The organism is Burkholderia sp. AU6039, assembly GCF_002223365.1.
In the GTDB taxonomy this organism is placed as follows: domain Bacteria; phylum Pseudomonadota; class Gammaproteobacteria; order Burkholderiales; family Burkholderiaceae; genus Burkholderia.
Genome location: NZ_NKFK01000006.1, coordinates 340,397 through 360,169, shown reverse-complemented (window position 1 = coordinate 360,169; position 19,773 = coordinate 340,397). Strand labels below are relative to the sequence as shown.

At 66.4% G+C, this 19,773-nt stretch carries 14 protein-coding genes and 1 pseudogene; 3 read left to right on the top strand and 12 right to left on the bottom strand.

Annotation, left to right across the window (positions count from 1 at the left end; translation table 11 throughout):
- Positions 1-7: 7 nt before the first annotated feature.
- The 7 genes from CFB39_RS31920 to glcD all read right to left on the bottom strand — a co-directional run bounded on the left by CFB39_RS31920 (position 8) and on the right by glcD (position 10,111).
- Entirely contained in the window at positions 8-1,393 is a 1,386-nt protein-coding gene (locus CFB39_RS31920; RefSeq protein WP_089475940.1) for a cache domain-containing protein, read from the bottom strand.
- Positions 1,394-1,554: 161 nt separating this feature from the next.
- A complete protein-coding gene (locus CFB39_RS31915) occupies positions 1,555-3,117 on the bottom strand; it encodes a sensor domain-containing diguanylate cyclase (protein WP_089475939.1) in 1,563 nt (520 codons plus the stop codon).
- 530 nt (positions 3,118-3,647) lie between these two features.
- Positions 3,648-5,822, bottom strand: a complete 2,175-nt coding sequence (locus CFB39_RS31910) for a malate synthase G (RefSeq protein WP_089475938.1) — start codon at positions 5,820-5,822, stop codon at positions 3,648-3,650.
- 43 nt (positions 5,823-5,865) lie between these two features.
- The gene (locus CFB39_RS31905) at positions 5,866-6,270 is read right to left on the bottom strand and encodes a heme-binding protein (protein WP_089428739.1); all 405 of its coding nucleotides are present in this window, start codon (positions 6,268-6,270) and stop codon (positions 5,866-5,868) included.
- Positions 6,271-6,290: 20 nt separating this feature from the next.
- Entirely contained in the window at positions 6,291-7,511 is a 1,221-nt protein-coding gene (gene glcF, locus CFB39_RS31900) for a glycolate oxidase subunit GlcF (RefSeq protein ID WP_089475937.1), read from the bottom strand.
- Between the two features lie 24 nt (positions 7,512-7,535).
- Positions 7,536-8,612: a glycolate oxidase subunit GlcE gene (gene glcE, locus CFB39_RS31895; protein ID WP_089475936.1), complete on the bottom strand. Its 1,077-nt coding sequence runs from the start codon at positions 8,610-8,612 to the stop codon at positions 7,536-7,538.
- Complete coding sequence (gene glcD / locus CFB39_RS31890; protein WP_089475935.1) at positions 8,612-10,111, bottom strand: glycolate oxidase subunit GlcD; 1,500 nt, start codon at positions 10,109-10,111, stop codon at positions 8,612-8,614. The genes glcE and glcD overlap by 1 nt, the downstream gene beginning before the upstream one ends.
- Before the next feature lie 224 nt (positions 10,112-10,335).
- Between glcD and glcC the strand changes: the two genes are divergently transcribed.
- The 3 genes and pseudogenes from glcC to CFB39_RS39760 all read left to right on the top strand — a co-directional run bounded on the left by glcC (position 10,336) and on the right by CFB39_RS39760 (position 13,147).
- Positions 10,336-11,106 (top strand): transcriptional regulator GlcC, encoded by a 771-nt coding sequence (glcC, locus tag CFB39_RS31885; protein ID WP_089475934.1) that lies wholly within the window; start codon positions 10,336-10,338, stop codon positions 11,104-11,106.
- 273 nt (positions 11,107-11,379) lie between these two features.
- Positions 11,380-11,820 (top strand): annotated as a pseudogene (locus tag CFB39_RS31880) (DUF6306 domain-containing protein); the annotation flags it as partial.
- A gap of 295 nt (positions 11,821-12,115) precedes the next feature.
- The gene (locus CFB39_RS39760) at positions 12,116-13,147 is read left to right on the top strand and encodes a hypothetical protein (protein WP_373452754.1); all 1,032 of its coding nucleotides are present in this window, start codon (positions 12,116-12,118) and stop codon (positions 13,145-13,147) included.
- Between the two features lie 234 nt (positions 13,148-13,381).
- On the opposite strand, the gene CFB39_RS31870 is transcribed toward CFB39_RS39760, so the two are convergent.
- The 5 genes from CFB39_RS31870 to CFB39_RS31850 all read right to left on the bottom strand — a co-directional run bounded on the left by CFB39_RS31870 (position 13,382) and on the right by CFB39_RS31850 (position 19,725).
- On the bottom strand, positions 13,382-14,233 hold the full coding sequence (locus CFB39_RS31870) for a carbohydrate ABC transporter permease (protein WP_089475931.1): 852 nt from the start codon (positions 14,231-14,233) through the stop codon (positions 13,382-13,384).
- 17 nt (positions 14,234-14,250) lie between these two features.
- A complete protein-coding gene (locus CFB39_RS31865) occupies positions 14,251-15,204 on the bottom strand; it encodes a carbohydrate ABC transporter permease (RefSeq protein WP_089475930.1) in 954 nt (317 codons plus the stop codon).
- Positions 15,205-15,258: 54 nt separating this feature from the next.
- Positions 15,259-16,518: an ABC transporter substrate-binding protein gene (locus CFB39_RS31860; protein WP_089475929.1), complete on the bottom strand. Its 1,260-nt coding sequence runs from the start codon at positions 16,516-16,518 to the stop codon at positions 15,259-15,261.
- 63 nt (positions 16,519-16,581) lie between these two features.
- The gene (locus CFB39_RS31855; protein WP_089475928.1) at positions 16,582-18,567 is read right to left on the bottom strand and encodes a beta-galactosidase; all 1,986 of its coding nucleotides are present in this window, start codon (positions 18,565-18,567) and stop codon (positions 16,582-16,584) included.
- 9 nt (positions 18,568-18,576) lie between these two features.
- A complete protein-coding gene (locus CFB39_RS31850; RefSeq protein WP_089475927.1) occupies positions 18,577-19,725 on the bottom strand; it encodes an ABC transporter ATP-binding protein in 1,149 nt (382 codons plus the stop codon).
- Positions 19,726-19,773 lie beyond the last annotated feature (48 nt).

Below are 19,773 nucleotides of genomic sequence, written 5' to 3'. Positions count from 1 at the left end.
GGGCGCGTCATGACGCGGCGCCGGGCAGTGGCACGCGCGCGGCGACGATCGTGTGGCCGACCTGCGACGTGATCGTCAGCATGCCGCCGAGTGCGTCGAGGCGCTCGCGCATGTTGCGCAGGCCGATGCCGCGGCGCGCGTCGGCCTGCGAGCGTTCGGCGTCGAAGCCGCAGCCGTTGTCGGCGATGGTCAGCATGACGGATTGCGCGCCGACGTCGAGCGTGACGGCCGCGCGCGACGCCTGCGCATGATGCACGATGTTGCTGAGCGCCTCCTGGGCGATCCGGAACAGCGCGGTGTTGACGGCTTCGGGCAGCGGCCGGGTGCCGCTGTGCGCGACCTGCGTATAGCCGATGTCGATGCCGCTTTCGGCGCCAAGCTCGCGCACCAGTTGCTCGAGCGCGGCTGCGAGGCCGAGGTCGTCGAGCATCGACGGACGCAGCGCATGCGAGATGCGCCGCACTTCGCGCAGCGTGTCGCCGAGCCGCCCGACGCCCGATGCCAGTGCCTGCTCGGCTTCGGGCAGGCGGCCCGTGCCGCGTTCGAAGCGGGCGAGCGCGGATTCGAGCATCAGCTTCGCGGACACCATCATCTGGCTGATCCCGTCATGCAGCTCGCGCGACAGCCGCGCCCGCTCCTGCTCCTGCGATTCGACGACACGCTGCGCGAGCAGCTTGAGCTTCGCGTCGGTGCTGCGCGACTCGCTGACGTTCAGCACCAGCGCGCACACGGCGATCGCCGCCGCGCCGGTGAGCGCGATCGCGGTGAGCCAGCTCATCGTGCGCTCGATGTTCGCGGATGCGCGTGCGTCGATGCGCTGCAGCGCGGTGTCGACGTCGTCGAGATAGATGCCGGTGCCGACCATCCAGCCCCAGCGCTCGAGCGCGACGACGTAGCCGAGCTTCGGCGCGACGCGGCCCGTCGACGGCCGCTGCCATGCGTAGCGCACGTAGCCGCCGCCGCTCGACGCCGCGCCGATCAGCTTCTGGATCGTCAGCGCGCCCTGCGGGTCGCGCATCGACCAGTAGTTGTGGCCGACGCGCTCCGGCTCGCGCGGATGCATCAGCGAATTGCCGTGCAGGTCGTACACGAAGAAATAGCCGTCGGGGCCGAAATCCATCTTCTGCAGCATCGCGAGCGCCTGCGTGCGCAGCAGCGCGTCGTCGCGCGCGTTGCGGCCGCTCGCGTCGTAGAGCGGCATGATCGCGCTCGTCGCCAGCTCGACGTAGTGCTTCAGCTCGACTTCCTTGCTCGACAGGTACGCGGCCTGGATCGTCGCGTGCTGCGTGCGCGCGAGGGACGTCGCCTGCTGGCGCACGCCGAAGCCGATGCCGGCGATCGCGAGCAGGAACGGCACGATGGCCAGAAGGAAGATCTTTGCCTTGAGTCTCATGGTGGTGCGAAGCAGCCGCGTACCCGCGCGGGCGGGCCGGGTGCGTCAGCCGTGCGGCGGCAGGTCGAGGCGACATTGTCGGCGATTTTGCGCACGGGCGGCGACGGCGGCCGTCCGGCCCTTGCTCGGCCATCGCTCGGCGGCGTGGCGTGTCCGGCCGCTCAGGCCTGCCGCGCCGCGAGGCCGCCGGAAGCGGCCGGGTGCACGACGATGCGGTTGCGCCCGCCTTCCTTCGCGCGATACAGCGCGTCGTCGGCCAGCTTCAGCGCGCCCTGCATGTCGTCGTCGTGTTCCGGATAGCTGGTCGTCACGCCGATGCTCACCGTCAGGCGGCCGGACGTGCCGGCGTCGTGCCGGATGCCGAGATCGAGGATGCCGGTGCGGATCGTTTCGGCGATCGTCACCGCGCCGTCCGTGTCGATGTCGGGCAGCACCACGACGAACTCCTCGCCGCCGTAGCGTGCCGCGTAATCGGCCGGGCGGCGCAGGCAGCCGGCGATGCAGTGGCCGACCGCGGCAAGCGCGTCGTCGCCGGCCTGGTGCCCTTGCGTGTCGTTGTAGCGCTTGAAGTAATCGACGTCGATGAACAGCAGCGACAGCGCGTGCTGCGAGCGCGCGGCACGGCGCCATTCGCGCGCGAGCGTGACGTCGAGCATCCGGCGGTTGTCGAGGCCCGTGAGGCCGTCGGTGCGCGCGAGCGCCTGCAGTTCGGTTTCCGCTCGGTGGCGCTTGCGCAGCTGCACGTCCAGCAGCAGCGACAGGCCGACGAAGCCGATCGCGAGCGCGACCATCGCGGAGCCGATCGGAATCGCACGGTCGTACCACGCGGCGTAGGTATCGGCTTCCGAGCGCGCGACCATGATGATGAGCGGCAGGTTCTCGAGGTGCCGGAACACATACAGGCGCCGCACGCCGTCGATCGACGCGGTGTCGGCGAAGCTGCCTTCATTGGCGGTCATGAACCGCCGGAACGTGCTGGCGTGGCTGATGTCGCGGCCGACGATCTTCGGGTCGTACGGCTCGCGCGCGAGCATCCTGCCGTCCGTGTTGATCAGCGCGATCGAGCCGCGATCGCCCAGCGACAAGCGCGAGAACAGGTTCTGGAAATATTCGAGCCGGATCGACATCACGGCGACGCCGCCGAACGCGCCGTCGGGCTTCGTGATCCGCCGGCTGAGCGCGATGCTCGGCGAGCCGCCGCGCAGCCGCGAGTGATACGGCGGGCTGACGTACAGGCCGGCGTCGGGATGATCGCGGTGCACGACGAAGTACGGCTCGTTGCTGAAGTTGGCCTTGCGCGGCACGTCGCTCTTGCCGTCGACCTCGATGTCGCCCTTCGCGTCGAGCACGTAGATCCCGCCGAGGTACTTGGCGGTCGTCGCACGGTCGAACAGCACCTGGCGCCGCAGCGGCATCGGCAGCTTGACGACCTCGGGGTCGTTCTCCCCCTCGACGACGGCCTGCAGCGACAGCGAATAGATCTCGATGTTGCGCTCGATGTCCCACGACGCCATCAGCGCCAGATTCTGCTGCATCGCGATCGAGCGGTCGTGCGCGTCGATGCGGCCCTCGTACAGCACGACCCCGCACAGGAGCAGCAGGACCAGCGCGATCAGCAGCCCGGTATAGAAGATCAGGTGCGGCAGCAGGAACCGGCGCAGATGAACGGCGACACGGCTCGTCAGGCCGGATTCGCTGGGCATTGCGTAGTCGGTTTCTGCCATGGTCGGTGGATCGGTGGGCATTGCCGCCGGGAGGCGGGCCGATGCGATTGTTCGTATGACGTGTCGGCGGAGATCCGTTACGCGACCATTCCGACGCCTTCCTGCCGGCCGGCGGGGAAATTGGACGCCGATTATCGGTAATCGCGGCCAGATATACCGGTAAATCAAGCATTCACTGGTGACATCTGCGCCGATTCAACGATCCGACGAATCGGGCAACGCGAATTCAACGGAGTATAACGCGCGCGTCCGCGTGCGCGGAAAATGTTGGGGGCCATTGATCCGGATCAAATTTCAGCGAATTCCCGGGCTGGCGAATATCGGGCAGCGCGTTCCAGCGCAAGGCTTTGCGGCATGAAGGGCCGTGGCGCGCGGCATGCAGCCGCCGATTCTCTCCGGATAACGGCACACGCAGGCGAAAAATGAAGGCAGACGATATGTGCCGATTATTCGTTTCAACGGCCGGGCGAACGCGAAAATGAAAAACGGGCGGCCGTCGCGGCCGCCCGTTTCGTGAAGCACGCCTGCGCTTAACCGCCGTGCTGTTGCGCCTTGAACGCGAGGCGGAACCGGTGCAGCAGCGGCTCGGTATAGCCGCTCGGCTGCGACGTGCCCTGCAGCGCGAGCGCGCACGCGGCCTTGAACGCGGTCGACTGGTCGTAGCCGGGTGCCATCGGGCGATAGTTCGGGTCGCCGGCGTTCTGCTGGTCGACGACGCGCGCCATCCGCTTGAACACGTCGAGCACGAATGCCTCGGTGATCACGCCGTGGCGCAGCCAGTTCGCGATGTGCTGGCTCGAGATGCGCAGCGTCGCGCGGTCTTCCATCAGGCCGACGTCGTGGATGTCGGGCACCTTCGAGCAGCCGACGCCCTGTTCGACCCAGCGCACGACGTAGCCGAGGATGCCCTGCGCGTTGTTCTCGACTTCGCTCAGGATCTCGGCCTCGCTCCACGCGGCGCGCTCGACGACCGGCACGGTCAGCAGGCCTTCGAGCAGCGCGTCGCGTTCGCTGGCGTACGGCGTCTTCTCGAGTTCCTGCTGGACGGCCTGCACGTCGACGAGGTGGTAGTGCAGCGCGTGGAGCGTCGCGGCGGTCGGCGACGGCACCCATGCGGTGTTCGCGCCGGCGCGCGGATGCGCGATCTTCTGCTCGAGCATCGCGTGCATCAGGTCCGGCATCGCCCACATGCCCTTGCCGATCTGCGCGCGGCCGCGCAGGCCGGCCGACAGCCCGGCGAGCACGTTGTTGCGCTCGTACGACTGGATCCACGCCGACGACTTCATGTCGCCCTTGCGGATCATCGGGCCCGCTTCCATCGCGGTGTGCATCTCGTCACCGGTGCGATCGAGGAAGCCGGTGTTGATGAACGCCACGCGTGCGGCGGCCGCGGCGATACATGCGGCGAGGTTCACGCTGGTGCGGCGCTCCTCGTCCATGATGCCCATCTTCAGCGTGTTGCGCGGCAGGTTGTACAGATCCTCGATGCGCGCGAACAGCGTATCGGCGAACGCGACTTCGACCGGGCCGTGCATCTTCGGCTTCACGATGTAGATCGAGCCGGTGCGTGAGTTGCGCTTCGCCTTCAGGTCGTGCAGCGAGCACAGTACCGTGACGACGCCGTCGAGGATCCCCTCCGGAATCTCGTTGCCGTCGCGGTCGAGCACCGCGCCGTTGGTCATCAGGTGGCCGACGTTGCGCACGAACAGCAGCGAGCGGCCGTGCAGCGACAGCGTGCCGCCGGCGGGCGTGGTGTACTCGCGATCGGCGTTCAGGCGGCGCGTGAAGGTCTTGCCGCCCTTCGCGACTTCCTCGACCAGCGTGCCCTGCATCAGGCCGAGCCAGTTGCGGTAGAGCTGGACCTTGTCTTCCGCGTCCACCGCCGCGACCGAATCCTCGCAGTCGATGATCGTGCTGACCGCGGCTTCGAGCACGACGTCCTTCACGTGCGCGAGATCGGCGCGGCCGATCGGCGTCGACGCGTCGATCTGGATCTCGAGGTGCAGGCCGTTGTGCTTCAGCAGGATCGCGGACGGCGCGTCGGCCGCGCCCTGGTAGCCGACGAACTGCGCCGGCTGCGCGAGGCCCACGACGCCCTTCGCGGTTTCGACGGCGAGCTGGCCGTCCTGCACGCGGTAGCGCAGCGCGTCGCGGTGCGAGCCGCTCGCGAGCGGCGCCGCGTTGTCGAGCACGTTGCGCGCGTAGTCGATCACGCGCTGGCCGCGCGTCGGGTTGTAGGCCGTCGTGCGTTCGGCGCCGCCGTCTTCCGGCAGCGCATCGGTGCCGTACAGCGCGTCGTACAGGCTGCCCCAGCGGGCATTCGCGGCGTTCAGCGCGTAGCGCGCGTTCGACAGCGGCACGACGAGCTGCGGGCCGGCCTGCGTGGCGATCTCGCTGTCGACGTTCGCGGTGGCTGCCGCGACGTTCGACGGGACCGGCACGAGGTAGCCGATCTGTTCGAGGAACGCGCGATACGCGGCGTGGTCGCGCACGGGGCCGGGGTGCGCACGGTGCCAGGTGTCGAGTTCCTGCTGGAGGCGGTCGCGTTCGGCGAGCAGCTCGCGGTTGCGCGGCGCGAGGTCGTGCACCAGGGCCGAGAAACCGCTCCAGAACGCGGCCTTGTCGATGCCGGTGCCCGGCAGCGCTTCGTTTTCAATGAACTGGCTCAGCGCTGGCGCGACTTGCAGTCCTGCTTGGTCGATCATCGTTAATCCTCCCGGGGAAAAAATCGCGCGCGGCTTTGGCTGGTTACGCTGCGACGCTTTGTGTGCCGGCGCGGGCGATCTGCGCGTCCTGTTCGGACTTTACGCCAGACACGCCGATCGCGCCCGCGATCCGGCCGCCGACCGTGACCGGCACGCCGCCTTCGAGCAACCCCGTCAGCGGCGCGCTGAGAAACGCGGTGCGGCCACCGTTGATCATATCCTCATACGCCTTCGTCTCGCGCCGGCCGAGCGCCGCCGCGCGCGCCTTGTCCTGCGCGATATACGTGCTGGCCGGCGATGCACCGTCCAGGCGCGCAAAAGCGAGCAGGTGGCCGCCGTCGTCGACGACGGCGATCGACACGGCCCAGCCGTGGTGCTCCGCTTCCGCGCGGGCGGCGGCGAGCATGCGGTCGGCATCGGCGAGTTCCAGTTCGGGTTTCGTCTGCATGGCAATCCTCCGGAATCCGGTCAGTTGACGAGATGGTTGTCGACGAGCTCGATCCAGTGGCGCACGGGCGTGCGGCCCGCGCCGTTCAGGTGAGTCTGGCAGCCGACGTTGGCCGTGACAATCAGGTCCGGCCGCGCGGCCTCGAGCGCGTCGAGCCGGTTGTCGCGCAGTTTCGTCGCGAGGTCGGGCTGCGTCAGCGAATACGTGCCGGCCGAGCCGCAGCACAGATGGCCGTCGGCGACATTCGTCAGATCGAAGCCGAGCCGCGTCAGGATGCGTTCGACCGCGCCGCCGAGGCGCTGCGCGTGCTGCAGCGTGCACGGGCAATGCACCGCGATGCGGCGTGGCGTCGACCCGGCCAGCGCGTCGAGCGGCTCGGCCGCGATCACCTCGGCCAGATCGCGTGCGAGCGTGCTGACGCGCTGCGCTTTCTCCGCATAGACGGGGTCGGAGCGCAGCAGGTCGCCGTATTCCTTGACGAAGGCGCCGCAGCCGCTCGCCGTCAGCACGATCGCTTCCGCGCCGGCTTCGATCGCGGGCCACCAGGCGTCGATATTGCGGCGTGCGCGGGCGAGGCCGGCCTCCTGCGCGTTCAGGTGATATTCGGTCGCGCCGCAGCAGCCGGCTTCGCGCGCGGGGCTCACGCTGATACCGAGCCGGTCGAGCACGCGCGCGGCCGCCGCATTGGTGTTCGGCGACAGCGACGGCTGCACGCAGCCTTCGAGCATCAGCACGCGCCGCGCGTGGCGCACGGGCGGGCGCGGTGCGGCCGCGGGGACGGCGGCCGGGATCTTGTCCTGCAGCGTGCCGGGCAGCAGCGGGCGCAGCGCGCGGCCGGCCTTCAGCAACGCGGCGAACGTCGCCGGGCGCGGCACGACATGCCGCAGCCCCGCGCGCAGCAGGCGCTCGCGCGCGGGCCGCTGCACGCGCTTCTCGGCTTCCGCGCGGCCGATGTCGAGCAGCGTGTGATAGCGCACGCCGGACGGGCAGGTCGTCTCGCAGTTGCGGCACGTCAGGCAGCGGTCGAGATGCTGCTGCGTGCGCTCGCCGCACGGCTCGCCTTCGAGCAACTGCTTGATCAGGTAGATGCGCCCGCGCGGACCGTCGAGCTCGTTGCCGAGCACCTGGTAGGTCGGGCAGGTCGCGTTGCAGAAGCCGCAGTGCACGCACGCGCGCAGGATCGCTTCCGCTTCATCGGCCCGAGCGAGGGCCTTGCTTGCTTCGCTGAGATTGGTTTGCATCGGCGGGTCGGGATCGGGTTCGCGTCAGAAGTCGGCGTACAGGCGGCCGGGATTGAAAATCGCATGCGGGTCGAGCTGCGCCTTGAGCTGCCGGTGCACGCGCAGCAGCGCGGGCGGCAGCGGCTGGAACGGCTCGCGCGTCGTGCCCGGTGTGAAGCAGGTCGCGTGGCCGCCCCACTGCGCGGCGAACCGCGGCACGTCGGCCGGTGCGGTATCGCTCTTCAGCCAGCGCTGTGCGCCGCCCCAGTCGACGAGCTGCGCGCCGGGCAGTGCATCGAGCGGTGCGGAGGCCGGCGCCGACACGCGCCACAGCGGGCGCGGATCGTCGAAGAACGGCAGCGCCAGGTCGCGCAGTCGAGCCCAGAACGCATCGTCGCGATCGTCCATGCGTTCGCCGCCGATCGTGTCGCGCGCGGCTTTCACCGAGCCCTCGCCGCCTTCGATCCGCACGCGCAGCACGCCGTCCGCGTGGCATGCGCCGGCGAGCGGCAGCCCCGCGCGACGCCATGCGGCGACGCGCGGCACGGCTTCGTCCACGGCAAGCTGTAACGCGAGATCGCCCGTCGCGCGCGGCTTCGGCAGCACCTTCAGCGACACCTCGGTCACGACGCCGAGACAGCCGAAGCTGCCCGCGAGCAGCCGCGACACGTCGTAGCCCGCGACGTTCTTCATCACCTCGCCGCCGAAGCGCAGGTGCTTCGCGTGACCGGTGATCACGCGGCAGCCGAGCACGAAGTCGCGCACCGCGCCGGCCCACGGGCGGCGCGGGCCCGACAGCGCCGCCGCGAACATGCCGCCGACCGTGGCCGCGCCGCCGAACGTCGGCGGCTCGCACGGCAGCATCTGGCCGGCCGCGTCGAGCATTGCTTCGAGCTCGGCGAGCGGCGTACCCGCGCGCGCGGTGACGACGAGTTCGGTCGGGTCGTACGACACGATGCCGCGATGCGTGCGCACGTCGAGCGTGCGGCCTTCGACCGGGCGGCCGAGGAACGCCTTCGTGCCGGCGCCGCGGATGTGCAGCGGCTGGCGATCGTGGATCGCCGCGTCGACCTGCGCGACGAGCGCCGCGCTGTCGTCGATCGATTCGATTTCGCGTCGCATCAGAAGCGCTCCAGTTCGGGAAACGGCAGCTTGCCGTGATGGACGTGCATCGCGCCGAATTCGGCGCAGCGGTGCAGCGTCGGGATGTTCTTGCCGGGATTGAGCAGCCCCTGCGGATCGAATGCAGCCTTCACCGCGTGGAAGAACGTGATCTCGTCGGCGTTGAACTGCACGCACATCTGGTTGATCTTCTCGCGGCCGACGCCGTGCTCGCCCGTGATGCTGCCGCCCGCCGCGACGCACAGCTCGAGGATCTTGCCGCCGAGCGCTTCCGCGCGGTCGAGTTCGCCGGGCCGGTTCGCGTCGAACAGGATCAGCGGGTGCATGTTGCCGTCACCCGCGTGGAATACGTTCGCGACCGGCAGCCCGTATTCGGCGGACAGCGCGGCGATGCCTTCGAGCACGCGCGGCAGCTCGCGGCGCGGGATCGTTCCGTCCATGCAGTAGTAGTCCGGCGACATGCGGCCGACCGCGGGGAATGCGTTCTTGCGGCCGGCCCAGAAGCGCTGGCGCTCGGCTTCGTCGCGTGCGACGCGGATCTCGGTCGCGCCCGCGTCGCGCAGCAGCGCGGCGACGCGTTCGGCGTCTTCGTCGACGTCGGTCGGCGAGCCGTCGAGCTCGCACAGCAGGATCGCCTGCGCGTCGACCGGGTAGCCCGCGTGGATGAAATCCTCGGCCGCGCGGACCGCGAGGTTGTCCATCATCTCGAGGCCGCCGGGGATCACCCCCGCGCCGATGATTCGCGCGACTGCCGCGCCGGCTTCGGCGACATCGTCGAAGCTCGCCATCAGCACCTTCACGCTTGGCGGCTTCGGCAGCAGCTTCACGGTGACTTCCGTGACGATGCCGAGCATCCCTTCCGAGCCGGTGAACAACGCGAGCAGGTCGAAGCCGGGTGCGTCGAGCGCGTCGGCGCCGAGCGTGAGCGTCTCGCCGTCGATCGTCAGGATCTCGACCTTCAGGATGTTGTGCACCGTGAGCCCGTATTTCAGGCAGTGCACGCCGCCCGCGTTTTCGGCGACGTTGCCGCCGATCGAGCAGGCGATCTGCGACGACGGATCGGGTGCGTAGTAGAGACCGTGTGGCGCGGCCGCCTGCGAGATCGCGAGGTTGCGCACGCCGGGCTGCACGCGTGCGATGCCGGCATCGGGGTCGATGTCGAGAATCCTGTTGAACTTCGCCATCACGAGCAGCAGGCCTTTTTCGAGCGGCATCGCGCCGCCTGACAGCCCGGTGCCCGCGCCGCGCGCGACCACCGGCACGCCGAGCGCGGCCGCGACGCGCAGCACTGCGCGCACCTGCTCGACCGTGTCGGGCAGCACGACCGCGAGCGGCACCGTGCGGTACGCGGCAAGGCCGTCGCATTCGAACGGCTTGAGCGCCTCGCGTTCGTGCAGCACGTCGAGGTCGGGCGCCGCCGCGTGCAGCGCGGCGACGAGCGTGTCTCGGCCGACGGTCGCGAGTGGGCCGTCGATCCGTTCGTCGTAGATGAAACTCATCGGGGTTGTCTCCGTCTCCTTCATGCGGCGGCCGCGCGATGGGCGGTGCGCCGGATGGAGGGGATTCTTGGCGGGCGGCGCGCGCGTGTCCAGACGTGGCGAATGTGGTCATACCAGTTTTTACGAGGCGGCCGGAAATCTGCTGTATCGGTCGCCATAAAACTGAATCGTTAAAAGGGTTTGTGGGAAAATTGCCGATATCCTTTCGAAGTGGTCATACCAGTATGGAAATGCAGGATCGAGTGGGCCCGGCGCGGAACGTGGCCGACGTCGTTGCCGAGCGCATCGAGCAGCTGATCGTCGACGGCGTGCTGAAGGCCGGGCAGGCATTGCCGTCCGAACGGCGGCTGACCGAGAAGCTCGGCGTGTCGCGCACGGCCGTGCGTGAAGGGATGAAGTTGCTGCGTGCGCGCGGCATCATCGACACCACGCACGGCAAGGGCTCGTTCGTGGCGAGCCTGACCCCGCAACGCGAGATCACGCCGATGATGCATCTGCTCGGCTCGCAGCCGCGCACGCTGTACGACCTGTTCGAGGTGCGCGGGATGCTCGAGACGGAGGCCGCGCGGCTCGCTGCGTTGCGCGGGACGCCGGCCGATTTCATCCTGATCAAGCGCCGCTATGAAGAGATGACCGCGGCCGATGCGCAGGATCTCGACCCGGCCGCGCGCGCGAAGCTCGATCACGCGTTTCATCTGGCGATCTGTGAGGCGTCGCATAACCCGGTGCTCGTGAATACGCTGCAGTCGTTGACGGATCTGCTGCTGAGTTCGGTGTTTGCGTCGGTGAACAATCTCTATCACCGCGAGCCGTTGAAAAAGCAGATCGATCGGCAGCATGCGCGGCTCTATAACGCGGTGACGGGGCGGTTGCCCGATCAGGCGCGCAAGGCGGCGAGCGAGCATATTCGCCAGTGCGTCGAGTATCTGCGGGAGATCGAGCAGGAGGAGCAGCGGTTGGTGCGGTCGACGTTGAGGCTCGAAGGGTGGACGTGAGGTCGGCTATGCGTGGCGGTGTGTCTTGATGCGCATCACGCACAGTGGGTCGGCTGCAGACGCTTGTCACAGGGCCATGTCAGACTGTGAGCCATTCTTCGTGTGGTCTCGCTGCTGCCTGCCGTGATGTGTGGACGCCGTCGTGTGTGTAGTGCCTGACGGAACCACGCCGGGCGAACCGGTGCGCCACGCTTCCTGAACGGAGGACATCGCATGTCGAACCGGACCCACGACGACGGGCACGACGCCCGCCCCGCCAAAGCAGCCGAAGAATTCGCTGATGCGCAGCGCGACGCGTTACTTGTGTTGCTGAATGAGCTGCTGGAGGCCGAGCGCGCAGGTGCGCGGGTTGCGTCGGAGACCGTGGCGGAAATCGACGATCCCGAACTTCATCGGCTTGTGGCCGGGATTCGCCAGGATGAGGCGCACTGGTGTGCGGTGCTGGTCGACGCGATTCGGTCGCTCGATGCGACGCCGACGCATGCTACCGGGGCGTTTTATGAGAAGGCGATGGCGATTGATGAGGTGGCCGAGCGGCTGGCGTTTTTGAATCGTGGGCAGCGGTGGGTGGTGAGGAAGTTGCAGGCGTTACTGCCGACGCTTGCGCAGCCGGATATGCACCATGCGCTCACGCAGATGCTGGTGGCGCATGAGAAGAATATTGGGGCGGTTGATGCGCGGCTGAGGGAGGATTGGGCGGGTGGGGGGCCGTGATGGGCACACGGAGAGATTCCGTGCGTTAGACCATCGGAGTACGGCTAGAAACAGGTATCCGATCGTTTTGTTCGGATCGTCGGCAATTGCACATATCGGAAGCGACTGGTCAGCTCCAACCACGGAAATCGCTGTCTAAATGTGGTTTGCGTTAGCCATGGTCGCACTGGGTATATTGCGTATTTACTCACTATTGCACGGGGCAATTTTCCGGCGCGTTGGTCGATTATGTGCTTGCGTTAATTAATTTATATTCGTATATAATTTTAGCTCATGGTTTTCGTATTTGGGGGAAATGTTGAATCCGAATATCGGGGGTGAGTGTCGGAGTTGTGTGTCGGGTGACTTTAAAAGATTGGTTTCGGAGTATCAAAGGGCGGTTATCGAGGCTCTTGTGCTTATGCAGCGATCTGGGATACAGATGCCAAATTCGGCATATGGTTGGGTATACGCAGAAATTCCGATGAGCGGAGAATTGGATGGTGGAGGGCATTACTTCAAACACGGCTTGGGCTGTGAGGTGCGTTGCTCTGGAAAATCGGTTGATTTTGATTTTGGAAAAAATGGTGAGGTTGGTGGATTTGATGCGTGGTGGTTAGCCAAATTTGCCGGGGAGAATTTGGGGGGCTATGGGTTTGATAATTTTGCTATGTTGGATGAATATGTAAATTTATTAATATCCACGGGGGAGTTGACTCAGACCTTGGATGGCCTGTGCTTTTTTAGCGGCGCAGAATCATTGTATGCTGTTGATGTCGATGGAAGAAAGCCGGGAGATAATCTTCCATTAAAAGACAAAGATCCCATTCTCGTGCTCCATGCGCAGCAGTTTCAGGCGGCTGACTTAATGAGGAAGAGTTACGAAAAAATCATAGAAAAATTAAAAAAGCGCGATCGTCTCAGTCTGAATGATAAAATAAGCGCCGGAATATATCTGTCAACTTGGCTCGGATTTCTTCGTGTGACATGTGAAGGTTTTTTTACGCTCAAAATCCGTAAATTGCTTCAGGAGGAGCGTCCGGGAGAGTTCATTGAGATTGTTGCGCAACATGATGTGGTCTTGAAGTTGGAAAAACAGCATCGAGATGCCCTCAGAGATTTTAGGAATAATACCTTTCACCCTCAACGGGATATTCGAGTGAAAAGAGAGTTTTTCGATTCTGAGAAGGGGCGTATCCCGTGGGCGCACGAGCTGCACAATGAAGTGGCTCAATTCTTTAGTTCATATCGAATTCAATGTGAGGCTCATTATTTTGTGCAAGGGAGATTGAGTGAGTTGGACATAAGGCGGAATCGTGTTCAACGACGGAAGCGGTCTGTATCTTGAGGCGACATGGTATGCGTGCGTGTTGTCCGGTCGTCAAATTCACGGCGCTTTGATGGGCCGACGAAACATCTGCTATGCAATGCTTCGCGCTGGGTGTGCAGAAGGGACGTCAAACGGTGAAATCTGGTTCATCAATCAACCTCCATGGATTCCAAAGGTAGCCAAAAAAAAGCCCGCCGAAGCGGGCAACCTCACGATGCGGAGGGGGAGATACGAATAAGCGTGGCCGCGTGCTCAACCTTTTGTCGCACCAAACGTCAGCCCCGCCACAAAATGCTTCTGCATCGCGAAGAACATCGCGACGGACGGCAACGCCGCCAGGATCGATCCGGCGGACACGAGATTCCACGACGTCGTCCATTGCCCCTTCAACGCGGCAACGCCAGCGGTAATCGGCGCGGCCTCATCTCCTTGCGTAAGACACAGCGCCCAGAAGTAGTCATTCCACACGAACGTGAAAACGAGAATCGCCAGCGCCGCCAACGCGGGCCGAATCAACGGCAGCACGATCCGGTAAAAAACCGTCCATTCCCCCGCCCCTTCGATCCTTGCCGCTTCGATCAACTCGAACGGCAACTGCTTGATGAAGTTGCGCAGGAACAGCGTGCAGAACCCGGTCTGAAACGCGACATGAAAAAGAATCAGCGCTTCGACCGTATTGAACACGCCGAGCCGCAGCGACAAATCCCGCACCGGAATCATCAACACCTGCACGGGCACGAAGTTACCGGCAACGAACGTCCCGAACAGCGCCGTACTTCCGCGAAACTTGTAGGTGGCCAGCGCAAAGCCGGCCATCGCCGCCAGCGCGATCGACCCGACAACGGAAGGCACCGTAATCTGCACGCTGTTCCAGAAGTAATGCAGCATCGGCGACGTCGTCAGCGCGTCGCGATAGTTCTCGATCATCGAGAAGTGCCGTGGCCAGCCCCAGTAGTGGCCCTCGACCAGTTCCTCGGTCGAGCGCACCGACGTGATGAACACGGCGATCATCGGCAGCAGCCAGATCAGCAGCGCAACCGGCAGCGACAACTTGTACAGCCTGCGCGAGACAGGCTTCCATTGGGCAACGGGAGTCGGAAACATGATGGCCACCGGTCAGGTTATTGCTCGTTGCGCAGCAGGCGGCGCAACTGGAACACGATGTAGACGAGCATGATCGCGAACAGCACGACCGCGATCGACGCGGAATAGCCGAGCCGGTAGTACTTGATCGCCTGGTCGTACATGTAATACGCGAGCACGGTCGAGCTCTCGAACGGGCCGCCGCTCGTCATCACCGAGATCAGGTCGAAGCTGCGCAGCGCGCCGATCACCGTGACGACGATCGCCATGAAGGTGGTCGGCCGCAGTTGCGGCAGCACCACGTGCCACAGCAGCGCGAAGCCGCGCGCGCCTTCCATCCGTGCGGCTTCGATCTGTTCCGGGTTGAGCGACGTAAGGCCGGTGAGGTACAGGATCATGCAGTACGCGGTCTGCGGCCACAGCGCGGCGAACACGATGCCGAACGTCGCATAGCGCGCGTCGCCGAGCACCGGGATGCCGTGCCCGGCGATCAGCGCGAGCAGCCCGAACGTCGGATCGTAGAACCACGAGAAGATCAGCCCGACGACCACGCCGGACAGCACGAACGGCGCGAAGAACAGCGACTTCACGAGCCGGATGCCGGCCACCGCCTGGTTCAGGTACAACGCGAGCGCGAGGCCGAGCGGCGGCGCGAGCATGAAGAGCGCGAGCCAGATCACGTTGTTGCGCAGCGCGGTGTAGAACGTCGGCGCATGCAGCAGCTCCGCGTAGTTCGCGAGCCCGACGAAGGTGCGCTCGGTCATCCCGTCCCAGTTGTACAGGCTCAGCCACAGCGTCGACAGGATCGGCCAGATCACATAGACGGCTACCATCGCGCAGGCCGGCGCGAGAAAGAGCCATGCGGCGCGCTGTTGGCGCCGCACGGCAGGCGACGGGCGACGCGCGGGCACCGCGGTGGCGGCGGATGCGCCGCGCGGCGGCGGCGCGGCGCCCGCGCCGGCGGGCGGGGGGGACGTGATCGGACTGGACACGGCAAGCCTCCTGAACGGGCACGGCGGCACGAGGCCGCCGGTTGAGTCACACGGTCACTTCTTGTAGATGCGCTTGCGGGTCTGTTCGAGTTGCGCGAGCACCGTATCGAGCTGCGCGGGATTCGCGACAAACTGCTGCATGCCCTTCATCCCCTCGTCCGCCATTTCCTTCGTCATGTCGCGGTCGTAGAACTGCGCGACGCCGCCCTTCGTATCGGCGAGGATCCGGAAGCCGATACGCGAGATCGGATCGGCCGGCTCCGGCGACTTGCTGTTGGCCGACAGCGAGCCGAGCCCTTCCGCGAGCTTCGCGCCCATCTCGGGCGTTTCGACGAACGCGAGGAACGTGTGCGCATCGGCCTTGTTCTTCGCCTTCGTCGGAATGTGCAGCGATTCGACCGGGCCGTCTTCGGCGGTCGGCACCTTCGGGTCGATGATCGGGAAGCGGTAGTAGCCCATTTCCTGCTTCACGTTCGGCGGAAAGCCCGCCGCGATGAAGGTGCCCATCAGCATCATCGCGGCCTTGCCCTGGAACAGGAACGGCTGCGCGCCGTCGAGATCGTAGGACAGCGCGTTGTCGATGAAGTAGCCCGCGTCGATCAGCGACTTCCACGTCATGTAGACCTTCTTCACGCGCGGGTCGGTGTACGGCACGTCGCCGGCCATCAGCTGCTGGTGAAACACGTTGCCGTTCAGGCGCAGGTCGAGGTAATCGAACCAGCCGGCGAGGGTCCATGCGTCGCGGCCGCCGATCGCGATCGGCGTGATGCCGGCCGCTTTCAGCTTCTTGCACGCGTCGAGAAACTGGTCCCACGTCTTCGGCTCGTCGGCGATGCCGACCTTGTGGAACAGGTCCTTGCGGTAGAACAGCCCCCACGAGTAGTAGACGGTCGGCGCCGCGTACTGCTTGCCGTTGTACGAGGATGCGTCGCGCGTCGACGCGTACATCGTGCCCCAGCCGTTCTTCGTCCAGTCGCCGCTCAGGTCCTCGAACAGCCCGCGCTTCGCGTAGTACGCCATCCGTTCGCCGGCGTGCCAGTTCACGACGTCCGGTGCGACGGTCGTGAGCCAGGCGGGGAGCTGCACCTTGTACGCTTCCTCGTCGACGAAGGTCGCCTTCACGTCGATGTCGGGATGCGCCTTGTGGAACGCTTCAATCGTCGACTGCCAGACCGCGCGCTGGCTGGCGCCCTTGAACGCGATGTTGATCGTCAGCGTGCCGGCATCGGCGGGCGCCGTCATGCCGAGCGATGCCAGTGCGACAGCGGCGGCCGTGGCGAGCCGAACGGCGGTGCGAAGGGGGCGATGGGTCATACGTGTCTCCAGTCCTGGGTGTCGTTGTGCGTGACCGGCGCGTCGTGGCGCCGGTCGCGGTTGCTACGGACGGCTTCGATACACGGCCACGTCTTGTGGCCCGACTTGCGCCGTGCCGAGCACGAACGCGGACGGCGGTACCGCGTCGATCGTGTGCGGCGCGTCGCCATAGTTGAAAACGTAGGTCAGGCCGCCGCGCCGGCTTACGCGTACGCCGTCGCCGAGCGGCGCGGGCGCGAGGCCGGCTTCGGCCGCGACATCGGCGAACAGCCGGGCGGTGGTCGCGTCATCGAACAGCGCGGCCCAGTAGTGCAGCGTGCCGTGCGATACCCACGCCGGGTGACCGTCGGCGAAGCGCGCACGCACGACGCCGTGCGTGTCGTCGTGCAGCTCGACGAAGTCGCGCCAGTGGCGTGCGTTGCCGGCGAGCGGCGCGCCGTCGCGCAGCGTGCCGTCGATCCGCTCGGTCACGTTCGGCCGCAGCGATTCGACGCGCCACACGCGCACCGGCAGGATCGACGCGAGCGGGCCGGGCGGCAGCGTCGGCGGGATCTGCAGGTCGACGGTCTTCGAACCGGTGCGCGGGCCGAGCACGACATGCGCGCCGGAGGCGGCGAGCCGCGTGGCGAAATCGTTCGGCACGACCGGCAGCGGCGGCACGACGACGAGGCGGTAGCCGTCGAGCGGCGCGTGCGCGGAAACGATGTCGACGTCGAGGCCGAGCGAGCGCAGCGCCGAGTAGTACTCGAACGCGAAGCGCGGGTAATGGAAATCGGCGCCCTGCGGCTGCACTTCGAACAGCCACTTCGCTTCGTAATCGAAGACCAGCGCGACGGGAGCGCGCACGGCGCCGTCCGCATCCGCGCCGGCGTCGTGCACGGCCGCGATCTCTTGCGCCACGCGTTGTGCCTCGCGGCCGCCTTCGTCGAGCTTGTCATCGGGGGTATGCAGGCCCGCATGCATCTGCTCCTGCGCGAACGGCGCCTGCCGCCAGCGGAAGTACGACACGCAGCCGGCGCCGTGCGCGAACGCTTCCCAGCTCCACAGGCGCACCATGCCCGGCAGCGGTGCAGGGTTCCACTGCGCCCAGTTCACCGGGCCGGGCTGCTGCTCCATCACCCAGAACGGCAGTTTCGACATGCCGCGATAGAGATCGTGATTGAACGACGCGAAGTCGGGATGCCCGGTGCGCAGCCAGCGCGCTTTCACGTCGGGTGCGAACCATTGCTCCTCGAGCGCGCCGAGCGGATAGCTGTCCCAGGTCGCGATGTCGAGGTCGCGCGCGACTTCGTAGTGATCGAACTCGGTGAACAGCTGCATGAAGTTGTGCGCGACGGGGCGGCCCGGCGAATGCGCGCGGATCACGTCGACCTGCATCCGGTGATAGCGCGCGACTTCGTCCGACGCGAAGCGCCGGTAGTCGAGGCGATGCGATGGGTGGGCCTCGGTCACGGTGCCGACGGGTGCGTCGATCTCGTCGAAATGGCGATATTCCATGCTCCAGAACACGGTGCCCCACGCGCGGTTCAGCGCGTCGATCGTGCCGTAGCGCGCCTTCAGCCACGCACGGAAACGCACGAGCGCGGCCGGCGAGTAGCTGACGACGGTCTGGTGGCAGCCCAGCTCGTTGTCGGTCTGCCAGTAGCGCACGGCCGGGTGGCGGCCGTAGCGTTCGGCGACGGCCGTGCAGATCTGGCGCGACGCCTCGAGATAGGTCGGCGACGAGAAGTCGTAGTGGCGGCGCGAGCCGAACGCGCGCGGCCGGCCGTCCGCGCCGATCGCGAGGATGTCGGGGTGGCGATCGACCAGCCATTTCGGCGGTGTCGCGGTTGGCGTGCACATCACGATTTCGAGGCCGGCCGCGCCGAGCACGTCGACCGCGCGATCGAGCCAGCCCCAGTCGTATTCGCCCGGCGACGGCTCGATGCGGCTCCACGCGAATTCGGCGATTCGCACCTGCTCGATGCCGAGCGCTTTCATCCGGCGGGCATCGTCGGCCCACATCGTTTCCGGCCAGTGTTCCGGGTAGTAACAGACTCCGAGGCGCATGCCCGATCCTTATGCGTAATGGTGAACGTGGACGTCGGCGCACGCGGGCACCGCGCGGCCGTCTTCGGTGAAGAGATGGCAGGCCGCGGCCGGCGCATGCACACGCACGCGTTCGCCGCTGCGCACCTGCGCGTCGCCGGGCACCTTCGCGATGATCGAGTGGCCGCCGGGCTGGTCGAGATGCACGTAGGTCTGTTCGCCGAGGCGTTCGACGAGCGCGACGTCGCGCGCGAGCGCCGTCGTGTCGTGTGCGGCGCCGAGCGTCAGGTGTTCGGGGCGAATGCCGAGCGTCACGGTAGCGCCCGCGCCGAGCGCCGAGCCGTCACGTGGCAGTACGAAGGTTTCGCCGGACGGCGTGAGCGTGACGGTCGTGCGATGCGCATCGCAGGCGGTGACGACGGCCGGCAGGAAGTTCATGCGCGGCGAACCGATGAAGCCCGCGACGAAGCGGCTCGCCGGGTGGTGGTAGAGGTCGAGCGGCGCACCGACCTGCGCGATGCTGCCGTGCTGCGCGGTATCGGCGCCGGCATGCAGCAGCACGATCTTGTCGGCGAGCGTCATCGCTTCGGTCTGGTCGTGCGTCACGTAGACGACGCTCGCGCGTTCGAACTGCCGGTGCAGCTTCGCGATCTCGATGCGGGTCTGGCCGCGCAGCGCGGCGTCGAGATTCGACAGCGGCTCGTCGAACAGGAACACGCCGGGCTCGCGCACGATCGCGCGGCCGATGGCGACGCGCTGCCGTTGTCCGCCCGACAGCGCCTTCGGCTTGCGATCGAGCAGCGTGTCGAGCTGCAGGATGCGCGCGGCATCGCGCACCTTCCGGTCGATCTCGGCCTTCGGCACGCGCGCGAGCTTCAGCCCGAACGCCATGTTCTCGTAGACCGTCATGTGCGGAAACAGCGCGTAGCTCTGGAACACCATCGCGACGCCGCGTTCGGCGGCCGGCACGTCGTCGACGCGGCGGCCGTCGATCGACAACTCGCCCGCGCTCAGATCCTCGAGCCCGGCGATCATCCGCAGCAACGTCGACTTGCCGCATCCGGACGGCCCGAGGAACACGCAGAACTCGTGCGCGCCGATCTCCAGATCGACGTCGCGAATGACCGGCGCGTGATCGCCATAGGCTTTCTGCACGCGCCGCATCGAGATGCTCGCCATTGTCTCCGCTCCATGTTCTAATGCGCTTTCATCAATGATTAAGCGCTT